The organism is Marinomonas sp., from assembly GCF_039940335.1.
GTDB lineage: Bacteria > Pseudomonadota > Gammaproteobacteria > Pseudomonadales > Marinomonadaceae > Marinomonas.
Genome location: NZ_JBDVGW010000002.1, coordinates 84233 through 103802, shown reverse-complemented (window position 1 = coordinate 103802; position 19570 = coordinate 84233). Strand labels below are relative to the sequence as shown.

Below are 19570 nucleotides of genomic sequence, written 5' to 3'. Positions count from 1 at the left end.
TTATTCGCCTGGAAAAATCTTATTTATGAAGAACAAATTACTTTTTAGTGTCGCTACCTTGTCCGTTGTGGTGGCCGTATCTGCGGTAGAGCTTAAATCTCTGTCTAGCCAGGTTGATACGAGCCTGGCGGTACAACAAGTAAATTGGGCTGAGAATGTAGAAATCTCCATTAATAAGGACGACAACAGTTTTCGCTTTCAGTCGAACGGTATTCCTAGCCACGGTTTTGCTGAGAAGTATCTTATTCCCAATGACGTAATGTCCATGCCGTTTTCTGATAATGCTGCCGACGAATTTACGGTTGTTAAGTCAGCTGAATATTTTAAAGAGACACAGATCGATACTACCATTACGACCCAGCCCACTTACGTGACCGATACAACAAACACTTCTTTAGGTCGAATTGGTGTTGCGATTACCGGTGCACAGATCTTCAATGACTATGAAGATATGGAAAGGTCGATAACGGCACTGGATGATAATGTCGTTCATGACCATGTGCCTTTTGTGGACGAATGTAATGGTCATACCCTAGTTAATGGCACGAATTATCATTACCACGGTATTCCACTTTGTGTGACGGACTCCCTCGATGTGGAAGGCCAGCATTCGATGATGATTGGGGTGCTTGAAGATGGTTTCCCAGTTTACGGTAATCAGGGTATTAATGGTGTGACGGTCACTAATGATGATTTAGACGAATGCAGCGGTCACTTTGAAGCAACACCAGAGTTCCCTGAAGGCATTTATCATTATCACCTCACTGCAGATGAAGCACCTTATATGATCAACTGTTATCACGGTGAAGTGTCAGACAGCATCAAGCACGGTAATCATGGTCAAGGTGGTCCTGGCCCTGATTTTTCAGCCGTTGCCGACCAGTTGAATGTTAGTGTAGCGCAACTAAGGGAGGCACTTGGTCAAACCATGCCACCAGATTTTGACAAAGCTGCTAAAGCTCTAGGCATTACAGCTCAAGCATTGCGAGATGCTTTGCCACCACCTCAGTAAGTTTTGAAAATGTTAGTAGAAAGAATTGCTTATTTAATCATCGGGGCGGCTACAGCGGTCACCCTGATGACATTTTTGCCTGTAGAAGGCAATGAAAGTGTGGGGGCAAAGTTAGAAACTTCTAGCCAGCTAGATGCTATGTCCCTCCACCAACATCCGTTGCGAGAAGTTGCAGAAAATCTGCCCACGCCTGCGGTGAATCATTTGATGTTTCCTGATGTGATGGGAGGTTATAACGTGCAAATCATGACGCGCAATTTCACCTTCACGCCCGCTAAAATCAACCAAGCTGTCGAGCAAAATACCGGTCATGCACATATTTATGTGAATGGGGTGAAATACGCACGTGTTTATAGTAATTGGTTCCATTTACCCAGCAGTGCTCTAACTCTAGGAGACAACCTTATAAAAGTTACCCTCAACGGTAATGATCACAGTGAATGGGCCAAGGATGGAGAAGCAATCTCATCAACGGTTACCATGGTGAGAAAGCAATAAACCTCATGAGTGCTAACACATAGCAGCACCTTAATGGGCTAGGTTAAGCCTCGTTAAGGCGCTGCTTTAGTGTGCTGCCAAGTCTAAAAGAACCCCCAATCTGAAGTGACCCTCAATAGTTGGACAATCAACATTGGGGGTTCTTTTTGTTCTGACAGTCGTTTAGTATTACCATATTAATAATTACAAAAAATAACTAAAGAAGATCGCACTATGAAAAATACCTCTTTTAAGCCCTCATCCCGAGACATTCTGCTCTCTACCTTTTGCAACTCTTAGTACTTTCAAAAATATTTAATGGAGTAAATTATGTGGATTATCTACGCGTTGCTGGCCGCGTTGTTTTTTGGTGCCCGTGGCATCATGTATCAATGGACCTCACAAAAAAACCTAGACCGAAATCTGATGTTGTTTGGAGTGTTTTTTGTGGGTTTTGTGATCAGTACGATCGCTATGATAGTACTTAATCAGCAATGGTATGCTTGGTCTGATGTGCTTGTAGGGGTTGCTCTGGGAATAGGCTCTTTTTCTTCTAATGCGGCATTGCACAAAGGTTTTTCTCAAGGTAAAGCCTCCTTGATCAGCATTTTAGCGGGTTTGCCGCCTTTGTTTGTGGTGCTGTTAGCCTACATTATATGGAATGAAACCCTAACCACCCAGCAATTGATTGGATTTGTAATTATCTTTGTGGGTTTGTATACCATACGTTATTCCAATGATATCTCGCTTAGTAACCTGCAAGGTGCTCAATGGGGATTGTTAGCGGCATTATTCTTCGCCATTAATGATTTGCTTGGTAAGCAATCCACTCGACTTGAAGCGGATATGTTTGCCACATTGACGCTAATGTTTGGTGTTGGGGGAGTATTATTTGCGTTGAGCTGGTGGCAGGGAACCCGTCGCCGATCAAAACCTCAAGCAGAGAGTGATCAGTGGTCTAATAGCAAAACCTTTGCTTGTGGTTTAGTGGTTGGTTTAACCAATGTGGCGGGCATGATGGCAATCTTAACTGCCTTTTCCATTGGCGCGGCGGGTTTGGTATCGGCGGTGGCGGCGATGAATATCTTATTTATCCTATTGTACTCACGAGTGTTTCTGAAAGAGGCGTTCAGTAGACAAGAAGTGATCGGATTAACCGCTGCGCTAGTGGGTATTGTGATCTTGCGACTAAGCCAATAGCGTATCTTTATGATATCGATATAAACTATCACTTTCCTGTTTTAGATTGTTCTTAATAATATAAAAACATCAGCAAGCAGGAGAGAGTTATGAAAGTTTTAATCGCAGTGGTCAGTAAATGTTTAGGGGTTCTTGCCAAAGAGTCGCAGAAAGGTAGCCAGATAAATTGCAATTATTGTGATGATTATTATGGCGATCGAACCTGCCACATACACAGAACCTACGAATAAATCGTTGTTTATTGACCTACCAGTGCCTCACGATGACGCCACTGGTAGGTCAATTTCTCGTAACTCGTTTAAGCGAAGCGTTTTTCAAGATAGCGAATAATGTCGCTTGATTCGTACATCCATTCAACTTTGCCCTGTTGCTCAATTCGCAGACAAGGAACCGTTACTTTACCACCATTTTCCAAGAGTTCTGCGCGGAAGGGCGAACCCTGAGAAGCATCGCGCATTTCAATCGGTAAGTTAAGCTTGTGTATTGCACGACGGGTTTTAATGCAAAATGGGCAGGCAAAAAACTGATACAAAGACAGTTCACCAAGTTGTTCATTGACGAGTTCTTGCTCGCTTGGTGTGCGTTGTAACTTACGGCCACGGGTGAGTAAGTCAAGAGCCACCATGATGAGGCCGAGGGTATTGCGAATAAGACGAATAAAGAATTTCATAGTTTAGCCCGATGATGATAAGTGGGGCTGAATTCTATCGCTTTACGATTTGAAACAAAACCGTCAATTATCTGAATTACCAATCCTAGTACCCATTTAAATGTTTCTTTTAAGCCGTATCACAACCCGTTCGAATAGCAGACAACGGATCAACCAAGTTGAGCCTTAATGCTGTTTAACCCTTGATGAATATTTTGAAAAATTGCATCGATGTTTTTGGTCGCTTCTTGAAAGAATATGTCTGGGTTGCGTTCACTTAACGTTTGTTGGTCAACGCTTAGGCGTACTTCATTGACGAAGCCTTGAATGGCCTGGCACGTTTGTCTTCCGACAGTGCCTTCTATATGGCTGACTTCTTTTTCAATCTTGGCAAGGGTAAAAAGCAAATGAAGTTTTTTATCTGGCGTACAGCGCTCGCTATTAGAAACCTGCATTGTTAAGGCCCTTACTTGACCGATTGACTCTGCCAGTTCTGGTAAGGTACGAACTAATTTGTTGGAAAGCGCTTTCACGTCTAGGCTGCGGCTGGTGGTGAGCCCAAAGTCGTCTGCCATGTCCCAAAGGCTATCAAGCAAACGCTTAATCAAACCAGAGTGTAATTGAAAGCTGATATTGGCATTGAGATCGTTAGGTTGAATAAGCTTTTGCCATTGTTTTTGTTCTGCTTGCAGGCTTTGAAAAGTACGCGGGTCGAAATGTTTATGGGCCTCCGAAAGTGTCTTGAAGTGACAGGCTAAATCGCTTTCTAGAGCGTTCAGCTTGGTTGCTAAGGCTGTCTGACCATTTAGGTAGCCAGAATGCATGCCCCTATGTTGCTGGGTGAGCTTTATGATGCTCATTAAAGTATTAATAAGCTCAAGGCCGATCATACTCTTTTGGCGCGCTTGTCTTTTGGTTTGTATTAAACGGATGAGGCTTAAAGTTAGTAGGCCAAAGCAGACCGCGGCAAGCAGTAAAATTTGATGGGTCATAACTTAAACTTCCTTTGGGTTTTGTTGTTCTAAACGTGATGATAACCAGTAAAGGTATTTCACCATGTCCTTGGTATCTTTACTGGATAAACTATTCTTCTCGCTCACCTGAGCAATTTCTTGCAGTCGCTGACACATTTCGTCATTGGCGTGGCCAAATTCACTGATTAACCCCAAAGAGGTGCTTACTTCGTGGCAAGTGGTTTGAGCGGCTTTTTCTATCTCATCTAGCAGAGCTTCTGTGCTGAAAATTGATTGCACACTTTGTTGACTGATGGCTTCCATGGCTTGACTGTTGTCTTTTGAGATCGCTACCTGAGATTGGATATTCGCCACTAGCGTTGCAATATCTTGTGCAGCACTGTCTGTATTCGAGGCCAGTGAGCGAACTTCATCTGCGACAACGGCAAAGCCTCGTCCTGCTTCACCGGCTCGAGCGGCTTCAATAGCAGCATTTAATGCCAGCAAATTAATCTGTTCAGTGATTTGTGCAATGGTGCCAATGAAGCTGTTAATTTCCTCCGCGTTTTGCGTCAAGATAGCGATGTTGGCTTGGTTGTTCTTAACACTAATATCCAGCTGTTGTTGCGTGCTCTGTAGGGTGTTAAGTGATTGCTTGCCGTCCATCACCAGAGAAGAGGTGGTTTGCGCCATGTCTTGGGTGAGAGACATGCGGCTGCCAATATCGCCTACGGTCGCGGTCATTTCTTCCGCAGTAGAGGCGATGGAGTTTAATGCCTCATGCTCTTTCTCGGCGTCGTCAGAAAGCTGAACAGAAGAATTATTCAGCTCTGTTGCCGTGTACTGGGTTTCCTGAGCACAGCTCATAAGTAAGTGATCTTTTCGTTGTAGTTCTCGAATCAGGTGATTAAGTTGCCCTGCTAGGGCATTAAAGTCCGTATCGTTAGCTGTCAGGGAGAGTGCAGAAATATTTTCTGAGTCATCAAGCTGTTCGCGAAGAGAATGTAATCGCTGTTGTGTCAGAAAGATCAGACAAAGGGCGAAATACCAAGATAGAGCGCATAAGGTGATGATCAAATAGTTTAGGGCTGAGTCGTAAACCACAAGCAAAATACTGACGAGAGCGAGGCTACAAATGAGTAAAATTCTAAGGGGTTTGGCAACCGATGAAAGTAATAACATTCCAGGAGTAAACAGCATCACGACAAATCACCTCATTAAACTTGATGAATAAAAGAATCCATTCCACATCTAAGTGAATGTTTACGACGTCGTTGCCATAATATTTTTTGATGTATTTATTTGAGTATTACTCTTAAATACGCCATTGCATTTAAGACTCAAAAAAAACCTTTGTTTATTTACTGAGCAAAAAAAGTGCCAGAAGTTACAAAACTTTACTTAAATGCATGAAGCGTAAAAAGCTCTGTATATAAGGCTTTCAGAACATTTGTAATGAGGTGAATAGAGTTAGCAGCTATATGTTTGACGCTGTTTGAGTGCTTTATTGGTGCAGAAACAAAGACGGTAACTTTACCGCCTTGTTTTGGGGCGTGTTTAATTTGTTAGCGTTATTAAAGTAGCCAATTAAATTAATGAATCAGGTTTAAGAGAACACCGCTTAGGCTGCACCACGGTTCCATGGCATTTTCATGAGCAGCTTTGCCATACCACACCAGCCGGTGACACCTGCAAAAAATAGCGCTCCGCCAAATATCCCGGCTAGAGCAAAACCTAAAGTCGAGGTACTAAAACCCAATATCACACACAGTGCAATCAGCAACCCTACCACGATTTGTACTTGACGAATGATGGGTAACGTTTTCTGAGTCTCACCACCCACTAAAGGTAAATCTGCAGCCTGCCAAGCTGAAATACCACCCTCTATATTCATAATGGTATCAGCCGTTCTGCCCATTTTAAGGAGGGTTTCACAGGCCATTGCACCACGGGAGCCTTTTAAACATTGTACCAGTGTGACCGTGTTCTCAGGTAAGGCTAACTGCTTGAAGTCTTTTTCAAGGGAGCTCAGGGGGAGGGAAATGGCATAGGGAATATGCTGCTCTGCAAACTCATTTGCTTCACGCACATCGATCAAAATAGCTTGGCCTGTCGTTAACAAGTCATTGGCGTCTTTTACATTAATTGTCTGAGTCATCGTTTGTTTTCTCTTGGCAAAATTCGTTGTACAAAACCGCCATAATTTTTAAGGTGGCTTCATTTTCAATTTGGTAGTAAAGCGTTCTATGTTCTCGTCTAAAGCCGATAATCCTCTCATCTTTTAGTTTGTTGAGGTGTTGTGACATGGACGATTGCGCAATGCTTGTGGCGGCAATTAATTCGCTGACACTCTTCTCGCCACTGGCCAATTCACACAAAATCAGTAAACGATTTGGGCTGGCAAGACCTTTTAAAAAGCTTGCGGCAAGACCTGAGTTAGCTTTCATATTCTTCATGGTTATATTCTTATATCAATTTATATTTTTATAATATCACAAAAATATAAATTGGGAAGTGTTATATAGAGATGATCAGTAAATAGGGGAAAAAAGCAGGGTTTAAAGTTGAGAATCGTCTCGGGTTATAAGGGGTAGAGTGGGTCATTGGTACTATCTGGTGAAACAGGTAGTAGAGTTTGTTTCTTGTCTTAAACTATTCATTTGAATCCTTTTTGCCGCTGCCTTAGAGTGTTGGTCATCCATTAATAATTGAGCGGCGTACTATGTTTTCTATCTTTAAAACCTTCTTTTTACTTGGGTGCTACAGCTTTGGTGGGCCCGCTGCACACATTGGGTATTTTAGAGAGCACTTTGTCACCAAAAAAGCTTGGCTAAGTGAGGAAGAATTTGCCCAATATGTGGCGCTAAGTCAGTTTTTGCCGGGGCCAGGCTCTAGCCAAGTAGGCTTTTCAATCGGTTATAAACGTAGAGGATTAGCGGGTGCATGTGCGGCATTTTTAGGCTTCACCTTGCCGTCTGTCTTAGCCTTATTAGTGTTTGCCAGCTTAGGTGCTCAGTTCATAGGAACAGATAGCTATCAAGCCATCATTCATGGCTTAAAGCTATTGGCTGTGGTGGTGGTCGCAGATGCGGCTTTGGGGATGTATCGTAACTTTTGCCAATCTAAATTAACGGTTGGGCTGTGTGTTTTAACCGCTTTGGTATTGTTATGCTTACCGAGTGTGACCAGCCAAATACTAGTACTAGTCTTCTCGGCCTTTATTGGTGCATTTTCGCTTACTGAACCAAGAAAAATCACCGAGAGTCGTTTCCAAGCAAATACTTTTCCTCTAGTACTATTTCTTGTGTTATTGCTTGCGTTACCAATTTTGCCGCTACAATGGCCTTTACTACACTTATTTAATGATTTTTTTCAAGCTGGCAGTTTGGTTTTTGGTGGTGGGCATGTGGTGTTGCCACTGTTACAAAACCTAGTGGGTGAACAATTAGGTCAAGACGCCTTCCTTGCAGGTTATGCCGCGGCTCAGGCGGTTCCGGGGCCAATGTTTACGCTTGCCACCTATTTTGGCTATGTGATCTCGGATACACCTGTGATAGGGGCTTTGGTTGCGACGTTGGCGGTATTTTTACCCGGTTTTTTGTTGCTCCTAGGGGTGTTGAAAAACTGGCAGTCGCTCGCGAATAAACCGAAAGTGGCTGGGGCTTTGCGAGGGGTGAATGCAGCAGTAGTCGGGCTGCTGATAGCGGCGCTTTACCAACCTGTGTTTAGCAGTGCTGTGATGAGTGCTATGGATATGGCGTTGATCTTAGTTGGCTTGTACTTACTGAAGCAAATGAAGCTGTCCGTCCTCTGGGTGATTCTATTCTTTGTACTTACCGCGTTATTTCTCTAAATTATCGAATGTTTGGGAGCCGTGCTGTATCAGCATGGCCTCTAGCGCTTTTAACCGCTTGTGTTGCAGTATGTATGCTACAAGTTATTTACTTACAAAAAACTTACTAATGCAGGGATACCTTTTAAGTCATATGTTATAGCATCTTATTTTTCGACGTTAGTGTGCTTTGCTTAGGTTTACCGTCTTAAATTGGGACTTTTTAACCTTTTATTACCTTTTTTGTCATTATTGTATTGAACTGGAAATACTTATTGGTAATATCACCTCATGGACTTTTATGATTAATATGCATAATGGGACTGATTAAAGTAAAGATATTGCTAATAAAAATAACAATGGAGCTAAACATGACTACATCTTCTCAATCACGCCAAGTATTCTTCAAAGCCAGCTTGGTCGCTGTATCGGTTGCAACGGTATCGATGGCACACTCAGCTGGTTTTTCCCTCAATGATCACAGTGCAACCGCTTCGGGTACGGCGCTTGCGGGTGCTGCTGCCTCTGGCGCGGACATTTCATTCAGTTATTGGAATCCCGCGCTCTTCACGAATGCCACCGAGACCAGTTTTTACGGTTCGGCGGCTTACATATCCCCAGATATGGAAACAACTGTGAACTCAGCTACGGATGCCACTCCAACGGCAGCTGGTGGCGCGAAAGATTTATCATCGGCGGGTGTTACGCAGGATTCGGTTGAGAGTAGTGTTGTCCCTTCATTGTATTTTGCTAAGCCGATTAACGATAAAACCGTGGCAGGTATCTCTTTGAATGTGCCTTATGGTCTATCAGGTGATTATGGGGACGATTGGGCAGGGCGTTTTCATGCCACAGAAACCTCTATTGAAGACATCGCACTTAGCTTCTCTTTGGCGCACCGCATGAATGACAAAGTGTCGGTTGGTGCGAGTGTGCAGCTTCATCAGGCGGATGTCGTGTTAGGCTCAGCTGTTGGCTTTACCGGTCGAGAAGGTACAGGCCGAATTGAAGCGGATGCAACAGGAACTGGCTATAGTTTAGGGGTTTTGTTTGAGCCTGTTGATGGTACTCGTATTGGTTTGGGCTATCGCAGTAAAGTCGAGTTTGATTTTGCTGGAGATGTTACTTATAAAGATGTTTCGACCTTGAATGCAACACTTACAGCTTTTGGACAACCTAACTTGGTAAATACGACTGTCACGGATTCATTGACCTTCCCTGATATCATTACGTTGAGCCTTGACCAAGAGTTAACCAAAAAGCTGACCTTAGGCTTAACCGCCATGCGTACAGGCTGGGGTTCAATGGATGAGTTACGTCTTGATTTTGACAGCGATCAATCAGACTCTGTGCTTACCTTCAACTTTGAAGACCAATGGTTCTACTCAGCTGGTTTGACTTATGAGCATTCCGATAAGCTAACCTTGCGTACCGGTATCGCCATGGATAACTCCCCAGTGACCGATGAATACCGTTCGGCGCGTACCCCAGATGGCGACCGTAAGTGGCTGTCTTTCGGTGGTACTTACAGCTTTAACGACATGACTTCGGCTACCTTTGCCTACACTCGTGTCTCTGTAGATGACGTAACAGTAAATCGTTCAAGTAATTCTGACGATACGGCTCGTGGTAATTTAAATGCGGATTACAAAACTTCTGCAGATGTGTTCTCTCTAGCGGTGAATACGACGTTCTAATCGTTAGAACGGACAAACGTAAAGCCCAAGTAATTCATTGCTTGGGCTTTTTTTTGTTACCAATCAATAGGGTTAGTAGAGTCCAGACTTTTTAAGATAGGCGTGTATTTCATCTTCTGGCACCATACCACCTCCTGTGGCCCACACTATGTGTGTTGCGTTCATCATTGTATCTTCATCAAACGGCATCCGTTGACGATAGTCAGTATCTTGAGTCACCAGAATTGGCCCTATCATGCCCGCCAACGCGGAAGGTTCCAGTTGTATGTTCTCGGTTAAACTCAGCTGTCCCAATAGCTGATACATGCGCTCATCCGAAAGGGTGTAATATCCATCCAGTAATCGCTCCATCGCTCGTCCCACAAAGCCAGAAGCTCGACCAACGGCTAAACCATCGGCGGCAGTAATGTTATCAATGCCCAAATCTTGAACACAAATTTCGTCGTGTAATCCCGTATGGACGCCCAGTAACATGCAAGGGGAGTGAGTAGGCTCTGCGAATACACAATGAACATGGTCACCAAAGGCCATCTTTAGGCCAAATGCTACGCCACCAGGTCCACCGCCCACGCCACAGGGTAAATACACAAACAGTGGGTGCAGAGCGTCGACGAGTATGCCACGTGCATCCAGTTGCGTTTTCAAGCGCTCTCCGGCGACGGCGTAACCCAGAAACAAAGCTTGAGAGTTTTCATCGTCAATAAAAAAACAGCTTGGGTCACTTTGGGCTTCTTTTCGGCCCTGTGCCACCGCTACCCCATAATCCTGTTGGTACTCCACGACATTGACACCAAACGAGCGTAGTTTCGCTTTTTTCCATTCTCTTGCATCCGCCGACATATGAACTGACACAGAGAAGCCAAGCTTGGCACTGATAATGCCAATGGATAAACCAAGATTGCCTGTTGAGCCAACGGCGATGCTAAATTGCTTGAAGAAGTCTCGGTATTTTTGGCTAAACAATTCGCCATAGTCATCCATCTCATTCAGTAGGCCAGCCTCTATTGCGAGCTTTTCTGCATGGGCAAGCACTTCATGTATGCCGCCGCGTGCTTTGATAGAGCCAGAGATGGGTAAGTGACTGTCTTTTTTCAGTAGCAGCTGCCCTGATATAGGTGTGCCGTACTCTTTTTCAAGCAGAGCTTTCATGTGAGGAATAGAGACAAGTTCGGATTCTATGATGCCTGAGTTTTTCGCTGTTTCTGGAAAGGCTTTGGTAATATAGGGTGCAAACCTTGAAAGCCTTTTACTGGCATCCTCAATGTTGCATTTGTCTAGGCCGACATAGGGCAATGCGTCGTTAAGTGTTGTGATGTGAGGGTTAAACCAAGAAACTTCTTTAAGCGCTATCAGCTGTTTAAGAAGAGGATGTTGTTCGATCAATTGCTCTATTGTGTTTGCCATAGGCTTCCTGCGGTCCAGACGGTCTGCTAAATGGATTCTGTCCATAGTAAAGCATTTGGTCACTTTGAGCTTGGTTTTGCCAGTTAGAGCAAAGACGATGACTTTATCTAGGCCTTTTAATAGACCATTCTATGAGCCTTGGCTTTTTTATTATCTTCCTCTGTCCATTCCACGATAGGGGAGGGTTTGCCAAAATAGTAGCCTTGCAAAGTATGGCAACCAAGGGAAATAAGCATGTCTGCCTGTTCTCGGGTCTCAATGCCTTCTGCAATAACCTTCATGTTTAAGGAATTTGCTAACTGAATGGTAGATTTAACAATATCAGTATGACGTTGATCTTCAGGTAATGGAGACACGAAGCGACGGTCAATTTTTAGGATGTTCGCAGGAATGTCTATCAGCTGGCCAAGAGATGCCTGACCTGTACCAAAGTCATCAATGGCAATGGAGAAACCGTATTGCGATAGTGCTCTAAGGCGCTTGTGTATGAGTGGGTGGGTCATTACTGCACTGGTTTCAGTAATCTCCAGTTCCAGCATTTTATGTAACCATGGGTGCTCGGTGATTAAAGACATTAGCAGTGCAAAGAACATGTCGTTCATTAGTTCCTGCCCTGCCAAGTTAAAGGCAATTGGGGTGTTTATATGGTCTTTGTGCCAACTCTCTAATACCGCCACCAACTCTTTGATAAGGTTTTCTGCTAAAACAGGTAGCAAACCGAGTTCTTCTGCAATGCGGATAAAAACAAAAGGTGATACAAAGCTGCCATCTTTTTGGGGCCATCGAGCTAGGGCCTCGAAAGAGCAGATGTCACCATTAGGTGAGACCTGAGGTTGTAGCCAAAGAGTGATTTCTTTATTTTTAATGGCCGCGCTGAGTTTTAAACCTAGTCTGTGCTCTTCAACTAATTGGCTTTCCAGCTTATCGTTAAAGTAGGAAAATCTGTCTGCACTGGTTGAGTATTCCAGTGCCATTTCACATTGTTCAATCATTTCCTCTGCTGAATCTCCTTCACCTTGGTGATAGGCAATGCCAACCTGATAGTTCATGTTCAATGTGTTGCCGTTAATGGTGATGTGGTTTGGAAGCAAAGATTGAATTAAAGTTGAAAGGTTTTTTTGGATCAAATACGTCTGATTAAGCGGGATGAAACAGGCGAATTTCACACCGCGTAACCGTCCAATCACCGCTTGTTGGCTTAGTTTTTTCTGGAGTATTTTGGCAAAGCTCAAAATAATTTTATTTGAATTGTCTTTGCCATATTGCTTGTTCAATAGCTTGAACTGACTAATACGAATAATGAACATGGCACCTGTTAGGTGTTCATTACGAGATCGAATAAGCTGATTTGTTTGTCGACAGAAGTATTGATGATTCGGCAGCTTAGTCAGTGGGTCAAAGTAAGTTAAGCGATTATTGGTCAGCTGAGTACTTTGTAATTCTTGCTGCATGGCTTTCAAGTGCGTAATGACCTGTAAGTGCAAGACATAGTAGCCATGATTGGTTAGTGTCGCTCGGTGAACTTCGATCTCAATACTGTTATCTGATTTTAGGGTGCATTCAGTGGTGTTCACTTGCCAGAAGTATTTTTCAGATGTGTTTTTATTCTTAATAGGCACTAACCAATCAAGGATTCTAGTATTTTCTATACGTTTATTTTTACCGTTAGTGAGTAGTTTTTGCGCTAATTTATTGGCTTTTAGCACTTTACCACGGTGGTCACAAAGTATAGACGGGGAACCTGTGTGCTCAAAAAACTCTTGGTAAAGTGCGTGATTTTTATAGAGCTTTTTATAAAGTGAATTAATGTGCGACGTATTGTCTTCCAAGGTCAGAATGATTCTTGAAACGGCAATGGGTAAGCCAATGTTCAAGGTGAAAAAGGTTAATAATTGAAAGTAAAAAGACGACATGGAATCAGGTATCGTCGAATAAACACTGCCCGCCACTAAGTAAAAAGGCAAGATGTTGACGATAATGGCGAACATTGAGGCTTTAAAACTAAACAGTAAGCGCGTCACCAGAGGAATTGAATACAGAGCAATCAGAGCATATTTCTGAGCATAAAAAGCATCACTGCTTAACAATAGAAACATGCCAGTAAAGGCGAGGAAAGCTAAAAAAGTTTTGGCAACTAGCTTGGTATATTGCTGGCTAAAGTAAAGCAATCCGCACAATACGAAAATGAATGCAGTATTAACCGCTAAAAAAGCATACTGACCTGTTTGTATCGCAAACATAGCATGGTAAGCCTCGATACCAACAAAGATAGCCAAAGAAAGCGCAATAAAAATTCTAAGCGCACTTTGCTGGAAAGCCTGCTCATTTTGTTGACTCAAATGATCTTGTCTAATTAGGAAGAACTTTTTGAGAAGGTCAATAAACATCGATTAACGTTCTTTCATAAAGGTAAAATAAGCTGTTATGTTTCAGCGTGTTAACACTACATTACATAAAAAAACGACAAATAACTACTTTTGTTTTAAAAAATAATAATTGTCATGTCCGCTGATTTGCAATCAGATTAAGGTGGTTATCCCAATGATAGCCAGCATGTTTTTTCACAACCAAGGCGGTGTTCGTCACAGGGTTGCAGAGCAACTGTTTGCCGTTACCGCTTGTTAAGAAAAATTCATGGCTGTTTTCAGTGGCTGCGATACCGCATACGTCGGTGCAGTTATCGATCCCCAAAAACTTTTTACTGGCCACATGCCAATAGGCTACTAAACCACCTCTTGGTGTACTGATCGCCAAAACTTCACCGCTCTTATCAAATCGCACACTGCCACAGTACTGTTTAAAACGCATGCGTATGTTTTCTGGTAGCTCTAGTGGTTCAATGGTTGAGCTATTGATATTGGATACACCAACCAGTGGTACGCTCTCCCACGGTTCGCCTTGGTACTGGAAGCCTAAGGCAACGATACCCTTAGGGTTCACATCAAGGTGGCGAATGCTTAATTGATGCAGATCTTGTGTGAAATTGGCTTGTTGTCGGACAGCACCATCCTCTAAAGACAGGTAGGTGGCATTGGGTGCCATAGTATCAAGGTTAAGAATGTCTCGGTCATGGTCTGGGTGGGTTTTAAGGCCTCCGTTGGCGATCACCAGTGTTTGCTCATTGAGCAAAACGGATTCATGGGGGCCTATGCCGTTGCTATGAAAGCTTTGTAAGACTTCACCGCTGGGCCAAGCTCTAATGAATACTTTACCTTGCCCTGTTGGATAATGATTCTCTTGAGTAATCAGTTTTTGACCATCGCTTGTGAAAATAGCATGTCCATAAAAGTGATGCTCTGGGGTTGGTTCAATGCGTTTTACTAAGGTTTGTTGGTGGATATCATAAAAATCTATATAAAAGCCTGGGCGACGCGCCACGATACCAACAATCGCCTCGACAGGGTGCAATACAGGGCCGTGAGCCCTTGCAGGAAGGTTTGTCGACCACAGGATGTTGCCTTGTTCATTAAATAGGCCAAAACTATGTTGGTTGTCTTTCGTAAAAGCCGAGGCATATAGAAGGCTTGTTGACTCTCCCGTCAAAGCGGCCCAAGAAGGGACCGCTCTGACGAAGCTTGCCGAAGCAAGGCTGGCCGTTAGAAACGTTCTTCTGTTCATCGTTGTTAATCACCATCTCGGCTATTGAAACCGATTTGAAAACCCAGCTGTGTCACTAAGCTTATTAGGGCGCTCTGACTTTGAGAAATAGACGAAACCAGTGGGCGAGCCAGCTCAATGCGCTGCTCTTTCGAACGTCCTTCATGGAAGAAATTTTCTGGTAGTTGCAACGCAATGGTGACGTTGTTTTTGAGTTGTTCTTCAAGTTGTTCGGCAATTTCTGGCTGACTTTCTAAAGCAAGGTCATATAAAGACGGTGAACCTGTGTGATATATCTCACGGTAGGTCTGTAGGTTTTTTTGTATCGTTTTAAGAGACATATCGCTGCGGTAGAATTCAGCGAGTTTAAGATTTCCGTGACTGTTATAACCAATAGGCGTTTCAAGTTTTGAATCTTTTACGGCAGACATGTGTTCGATCCACTGCTGTAGGTATTGCTCGAACGCGACTTGATTGGCGTCGAAGCTTTCGCCTTCTTCACTATACACCCAGCTTTGTGGTTGTGTGTTTGACCATTCGGTACTTACCGCTTTGGCACTTTCGTAATGATGCAGTGAAACTTTTTCCAATAAGTGGCAATGGTCAGTGGATGTCATTGGCGAGAAATCAGGGTGGAACAATAAGGACTCTATAGCGGTTAAACCACGTACCGCGATACTGGCGGAGTTCCAAAATTTCGGTGCTTCCATTGTTTCTGGGTTTTGCGATAAAACTCTTAGCTGCCTTTGCGTTACGCCTTTTTTGTCTGGCCAATACTGGAAAGCGTAATAGCGCATAAAGTAAGTCACTGGACCAAAGTTAAGCCACTGCACTTCCTGCCAGTCTAATACGTTGGCTTTGAAATCTTGCTGAGCGAGCTCAAGTGCGGCTTCAGACGCTTGCCCACACAAAGCCGTTACATCTTGACGAAGTTTGTCGGCAGAGTTTGCATAGGCCTGATAACCCTGCACAATGACTTTGTCTGTAATGCTGTTAAGCGGTTGTTGCCAATCGGCAGCGGTAACAAAAAAAGGTAAATAAGCGCCGAGTGTTAAGGCAAGCTTTTTCATTGAGAGATTCATTTATAGAGACTCCAAAAAACGTTGTAAAAGTAAGCGTTGTTGCGCGTTAAGTTGTGTGTATTTCTCTTTACTAGGAAGGGCCTCTCCGCCATGCCATAAAATGGCCTCTTCGAGGCTTTGTGCTCTACCATCGTGTAAAAAACCGATGCGACCTGAAATCTTTTCAGACAAACCTAGCCCCCACAAAGGAGCCGTTCGCCACTCTCTGGGTTCAGCTGAGGCTTCAGGAAACTCGCTGGCCAGTTCATCACCCATATCATGTAATAACATGTCGGTGAAAGGGAAGAAGGTACGGTTACGTAACACACTAAATTCAGAGGTGTCGTCGGTGACCATTTTCGGTGTATGACAAGCGCCGCAACTAAGATCATCAAAGATCGCTTTGCCATCTAAAAACCATGGTTGCTTGAGATTTCTCATGGCTGGGGGTGCGGACAGTGCAATAAAACTGTTGACCAGATTAATCTGGCTGCTGTCGACTTCTAAGTTTTCTAAGTGCGGACTATTGCCGTCTGGTGCGTTGCGACAGTTAGATTGTGCTTCAGTGCAGTCGCCAAATGCTGCAGAAAAGTCTGGTGTAGATAAGCCCAAATCGGTATTAAATGCATTTTGGTTCTGGGCTGACACACTGGGCATGCTGGCTTTAAAACCAAAACGACCAAGCTGAGTTTGGCCCTTATATTTGACCCAGCTTGCTTTACCACTAATGCCGTCTCTATCTATGTCATCAGGGTCCGCTTTGCTAAGAATGTTTTGTTGGGGGATATTATCTAATAATCCCATGCCCACCAATGGTGGGGAGACGCGCATGGATAGGCCAGTGTTGCTGTCCATTGGCCCGTAATGCAGTGTGTCCCAAGTTAAGATGGGTTTTCTCAAGGTGACTTTTGTACCATCCGCTAACTCTTCGGTTTTGTATTGGTAGTCAAGGTGGTAGTCACCCTCCGACAGTACGCCCGCAGTATGGGCAATTTGAAATTGTTGGCCGTATACGGGGTCGCCTGTGTGTTGATAAATATCCGTATCCGCAAACTGCGTGGTGACCTTTGGACCTAGCCTTACTAGAAAAGAGGGTATCTGACTGCCTGCAATGGTATCTTCTGGCGCATGACCTCGGCCATTATTAATATGACAGTTATTACAGGAGCGAGCGTTAAAAATTGGGCCGAGCCCGTCACTTGCTGTTGTCGAAGAAGGCGCTGGAATCCAAAATTTTTGGAAAATGGCTTCACCTAAATAAAAATCTAGCTTTTGCTCTGGGCTGATGCCAGGCAGAGGTGCTGCATAGCTAATATCACCATAGGCATGACTGGTTGTGAAGAAACCGACGCATAAGCTGGCAGTAGCAAGTAGTTGGATAGGTTTTGTGGGGATCATGGGGCGATATTATCATGTACAAGAAGCCGTGATATAGGCTTGAACAAACAAAAACGCGGTACTTTACGAAAGTAAAGTACCGCGCTGACAAGCGAACTCGATATTATTCGAATACAGCGCTTGGATTATCTAAGCTGTCTGAACCTTCAAGTGCAATGTCTTGTAGATCAAGCTGGCGGATAATATCTTCTGTAACACGAGTTTCATCAACTAAAGAGTCAACGAAAGTTTGTACTAGTTTGTTACCTGCGGTGTTGTTCATTGCTATTAGCACGTCAAAAGTTTGTCCTTCAGCGGCAGCATCAACCATTGCTTGGCCTGCGGCTTCTGTAAGTTGCAGCTGGAACTTCATTTTCGCATCAAGTTCTGGCGCATCGCTTGCAATCAATGCTGACAAAGAAGCACCTTTGACCCAGCTACCATCTACACGTTGGTATTCACCAAGGTAAACGTTTTTGATGCCTTTCGCATCGTAGTAGTGTGACCAGTGAGTGTTGTCGGAGAAACAATCATGCTCTTCTTCTGGATCGTGAAGCATAAGGCCTAGCTTAGTACGTTCACCACCAAGTTCACCATAAGCAAGGCTACCCATACCCGTCAAAATAGTCGATAGACCACCTTCTGTGCCTTTCGCCATTAGCTCACTGCGTGCTTCACCGCCTTCTTGCCAGCTCGCCGCCATTTCTTCTAGGTCAGAGATTAGTAAGTCAGTTACCGCACTTAGGTATTCACGACGACGCTCACAGTTGTCGTTTGTACAATCTGTTAGGCTGTAGTCGCTTGCAGGACGCTCACCCGCACCTGGGTTAGTGCCGTGTAAATCTTGGCCCCATAGTAGGAATTCGATAGCGTGGTAACCACTGGCAACGTTTGCTTCAACGCCATCAGCTTCTTGAAGCTGTTCCGCAATGAATTCTGGTGTGATTGTTGTCGCATCTACCGATTCGCCACCGATAGTAAGTGTTTTGTTCGCAATAACATTTGCTGTGTAAAGCGGATTGATATCTGACTCAGAGCCGTAGCTATCGGTCGCAACATAGTCGATTAAACCTTCATCTAGTGGCCATGCGTTTACTTTACCTTCCCAATCATCAACCGCAGCGTTACCGAAACGGTACACTTCACTTTGCTGATATGGAACGCGAGCCGCAATCCAAGCTTCTTTGGCCAGTGCCAAGTTAGCTTCTGTAGGCGCAGCTAAGAATACATCGATCGCCACCTTTAGATCTTGTGCAGTGGTTAGGGAATCTGCATAAATAGCCTGTGCAATATTTGCGTAATTCACAACTACAGCACTTGAGGTAACGCTCGTTGACGCGTCATTGACAGATTGAGTTCCACAAGCGGTTAGTAATGCGCCTGCTACGCAAGCAGCAACAGGTGTTAGAAACTTTTTCATTTTTTGCAGCTCCAAAATTTAGTTTGTGTAAGCATAGTATTAGAAATGAAAACGGTTATCAATAGTGTTTTTTGTGGCGATTTCACTCTTTTCATAAAAAAAGCCTAACGCAAAATGGTTAGGCTTAATCAAACAGAAACAGGATTGTTAAAGAGGAGCGGCAACTAGCCCTTGCATTGATAATTAAAGTAGCTCTGTGAGGATGCTTTAAGATTGTAGTCACATGCGCGCTCACGCATTAGGTTTTCCCCTTCCCAAGACACACTCATGCTGACAGGTGCTTCGTTATGGTAGCTTGGAATAAAGCGGTAAGCGGCAATAACATCGACACTGCTATTGGCACCTAGTTGAACAGTTTGACCAATTAAACGCTGGTTAGTTTTTGGATCGTACAAGGTGTAATCCGTTGTGTATTCTTCTGCGCCATTTTTGTGGTCAAAACTTAACCATATTTTTCGGTAGGCTTGAGGCTTATTGGTCGGGTTCGTAAGCTTTAGTCGGGTATAGATAACCTGTGGGTGAGAAAGACTACCTTGAGCATTCTGGCTTACTTTGACAAAAGAGTAGCCTGTAGTTTTTTGCCAAGGCGTTTTACCACCAAACGATGCATCGACAATTTCAATGGTTTGCTTGGCAAAAAGCTTGTTCGCATAGTCTATTACATCTTTAGCAGGGGCATATAGAGCAAGGGATAGAAAGCCAAAAAGGAAAAGTTTATTGATATTGCGAATAGGGTTTTTAATTTTCATGGTTAAAACGTCCTTACAATCAAATATACTGTTTATTTATACAGTACTGTATATATGATCAGTACCGATGTAAAGCTTGTGTCAGCAATTAGTTTCAATTTTTGCTTGCATTTCGTTGAGAATTCTCGCCTTAAAATAATTT

Annotated in this window: 18 protein-coding genes; 6 read left to right on the top strand and 12 right to left on the bottom strand. The window is 43.7% G+C overall.

Annotated elements, in window-relative coordinates:
- The first annotated feature begins 25 nt into the window (after positions 1-25).
- The 4 genes from ABJF92_RS00430 (at position 26) to ABJF92_RS00415 (ending at position 2919) form a co-directional block, all read left to right on the top strand.
- Entirely contained in the window at positions 26-1012 is a 987-nt protein-coding gene (locus ABJF92_RS00430; protein WP_446813883.1) for a YHYH protein, read from the top strand.
- A gap of 9 nt (positions 1013-1021) precedes the next feature.
- Positions 1022-1510, top strand: a complete 489-nt coding sequence (locus tag ABJF92_RS00425; protein ID WP_446813882.1) for a hypothetical protein — start codon at positions 1022-1024, stop codon at positions 1508-1510.
- Between the two features lie 309 nt (positions 1511-1819).
- Positions 1820-2689: a DMT family transporter gene (locus ABJF92_RS00420; RefSeq protein ID WP_446813881.1), complete on the top strand. Its 870-nt coding sequence runs from the start codon at positions 1820-1822 to the stop codon at positions 2687-2689.
- Positions 2690-2778: 89 nt separating this feature from the next.
- Positions 2779-2919, top strand: a complete 141-nt coding sequence (locus ABJF92_RS00415; RefSeq protein WP_446813880.1) for a hypothetical protein — start codon at positions 2779-2781, stop codon at positions 2917-2919.
- A gap of 68 nt (positions 2920-2987) precedes the next feature.
- Here the strand turns inward: ABJF92_RS00415 and ABJF92_RS00410 are convergent, their stop codons facing one another.
- From ABJF92_RS00410 to ABJF92_RS00390, 5 genes are all read right to left on the bottom strand, one after another.
- Entirely contained in the window at positions 2988-3359 is a 372-nt protein-coding gene (locus ABJF92_RS00410) for a glutathione S-transferase N-terminal domain-containing protein (protein ID WP_446813879.1), read from the bottom strand.
- A gap of 149 nt (positions 3360-3508) precedes the next feature.
- Positions 3509-4330: a hypothetical protein gene (locus ABJF92_RS00405; protein WP_446813878.1), complete on the bottom strand. Its 822-nt coding sequence runs from the start codon at positions 4328-4330 to the stop codon at positions 3509-3511.
- A gap of 3 nt (positions 4331-4333) precedes the next feature.
- The gene (locus tag ABJF92_RS00400) at positions 4334-5491 is read right to left on the bottom strand and encodes a methyl-accepting chemotaxis protein (protein ID WP_446813952.1); all 1158 of its coding nucleotides are present in this window, start codon (positions 5489-5491) and stop codon (positions 4334-4336) included.
- Positions 5492-5912: 421 nt separating this feature from the next.
- Positions 5913-6449 (bottom strand): rhodanese-like domain-containing protein, encoded by a 537-nt coding sequence (locus ABJF92_RS00395; protein ID WP_446813877.1) that lies wholly within the window; start codon positions 6447-6449, stop codon positions 5913-5915.
- On the bottom strand, positions 6433-6747 hold the full coding sequence (locus ABJF92_RS00390) for an ArsR/SmtB family transcription factor (protein WP_446813876.1): 315 nt from the start codon (positions 6745-6747) through the stop codon (positions 6433-6435). Before ABJF92_RS00390 ends, ABJF92_RS00395 begins: the two co-directional genes overlap by 17 nt.
- A gap of 266 nt (positions 6748-7013) precedes the next feature.
- On the opposite strand from ABJF92_RS00390, the gene chrA reads away from it, so the two are divergent.
- Both chrA and ABJF92_RS00380 read left to right on the top strand, forming a co-directional pair.
- Positions 7014-8144 carry a chromate efflux transporter gene (chrA, locus tag ABJF92_RS00385; protein WP_446813875.1) on the top strand — a complete coding sequence of 377 codons (1131 nt, stop codon included), beginning with the start codon at positions 7014-7016 and terminating at the stop codon, positions 8142-8144.
- Between the two features lie 350 nt (positions 8145-8494).
- Positions 8495-9820: an OmpP1/FadL family transporter gene (locus ABJF92_RS00380; RefSeq protein WP_446813874.1), complete on the top strand. Its 1326-nt coding sequence runs from the start codon at positions 8495-8497 to the stop codon at positions 9818-9820.
- A gap of 72 nt (positions 9821-9892) precedes the next feature.
- On the opposite strand, the gene ABJF92_RS00375 is transcribed toward ABJF92_RS00380, so the two are convergent.
- The 7 genes from ABJF92_RS00375 to ABJF92_RS00345 form a co-directional block, all read right to left on the bottom strand.
- A complete protein-coding gene (locus ABJF92_RS00375; protein WP_446813873.1) occupies positions 9893-11224 on the bottom strand; it encodes a D-serine ammonia-lyase in 1332 nt (443 codons plus the stop codon).
- 116 nt (positions 11225-11340) lie between these two features.
- A complete protein-coding gene (locus tag ABJF92_RS00370) occupies positions 11341-13563 on the bottom strand; it encodes an EAL domain-containing protein (RefSeq protein WP_446813872.1) in 2223 nt (740 codons plus the stop codon).
- Positions 13564-13723: 160 nt separating this feature from the next.
- On the bottom strand, positions 13724-14842 hold the full coding sequence (locus tag ABJF92_RS00365) for a DUF1513 domain-containing protein (RefSeq protein ID WP_446813871.1): 1119 nt from the start codon (positions 14840-14842) through the stop codon (positions 13724-13726).
- A gap of 5 nt (positions 14843-14847) precedes the next feature.
- The gene (locus tag ABJF92_RS00360) at positions 14848-15891 is read right to left on the bottom strand and encodes an imelysin family protein (protein ID WP_446813870.1); all 1044 of its coding nucleotides are present in this window, start codon (positions 15889-15891) and stop codon (positions 14848-14850) included.
- A 12-nt stretch (positions 15892-15903) separates the two neighbouring features.
- Entirely contained in the window at positions 15904-17280 is a 1377-nt protein-coding gene (locus ABJF92_RS00355; RefSeq protein WP_446813869.1) for a di-heme oxidoreductase family protein, read from the bottom strand.
- Between the two features lie 103 nt (positions 17281-17383).
- A complete protein-coding gene (locus tag ABJF92_RS00350; protein WP_446813868.1) occupies positions 17384-18679 on the bottom strand; it encodes an imelysin family protein in 1296 nt (431 codons plus the stop codon).
- 164 nt (positions 18680-18843) lie between these two features.
- Positions 18844-19428, bottom strand: a complete 585-nt coding sequence (locus ABJF92_RS00345; protein ID WP_446813867.1) for a hypothetical protein — start codon at positions 19426-19428, stop codon at positions 18844-18846.
- Positions 19429-19570: the final 142 nt, after the last annotated feature.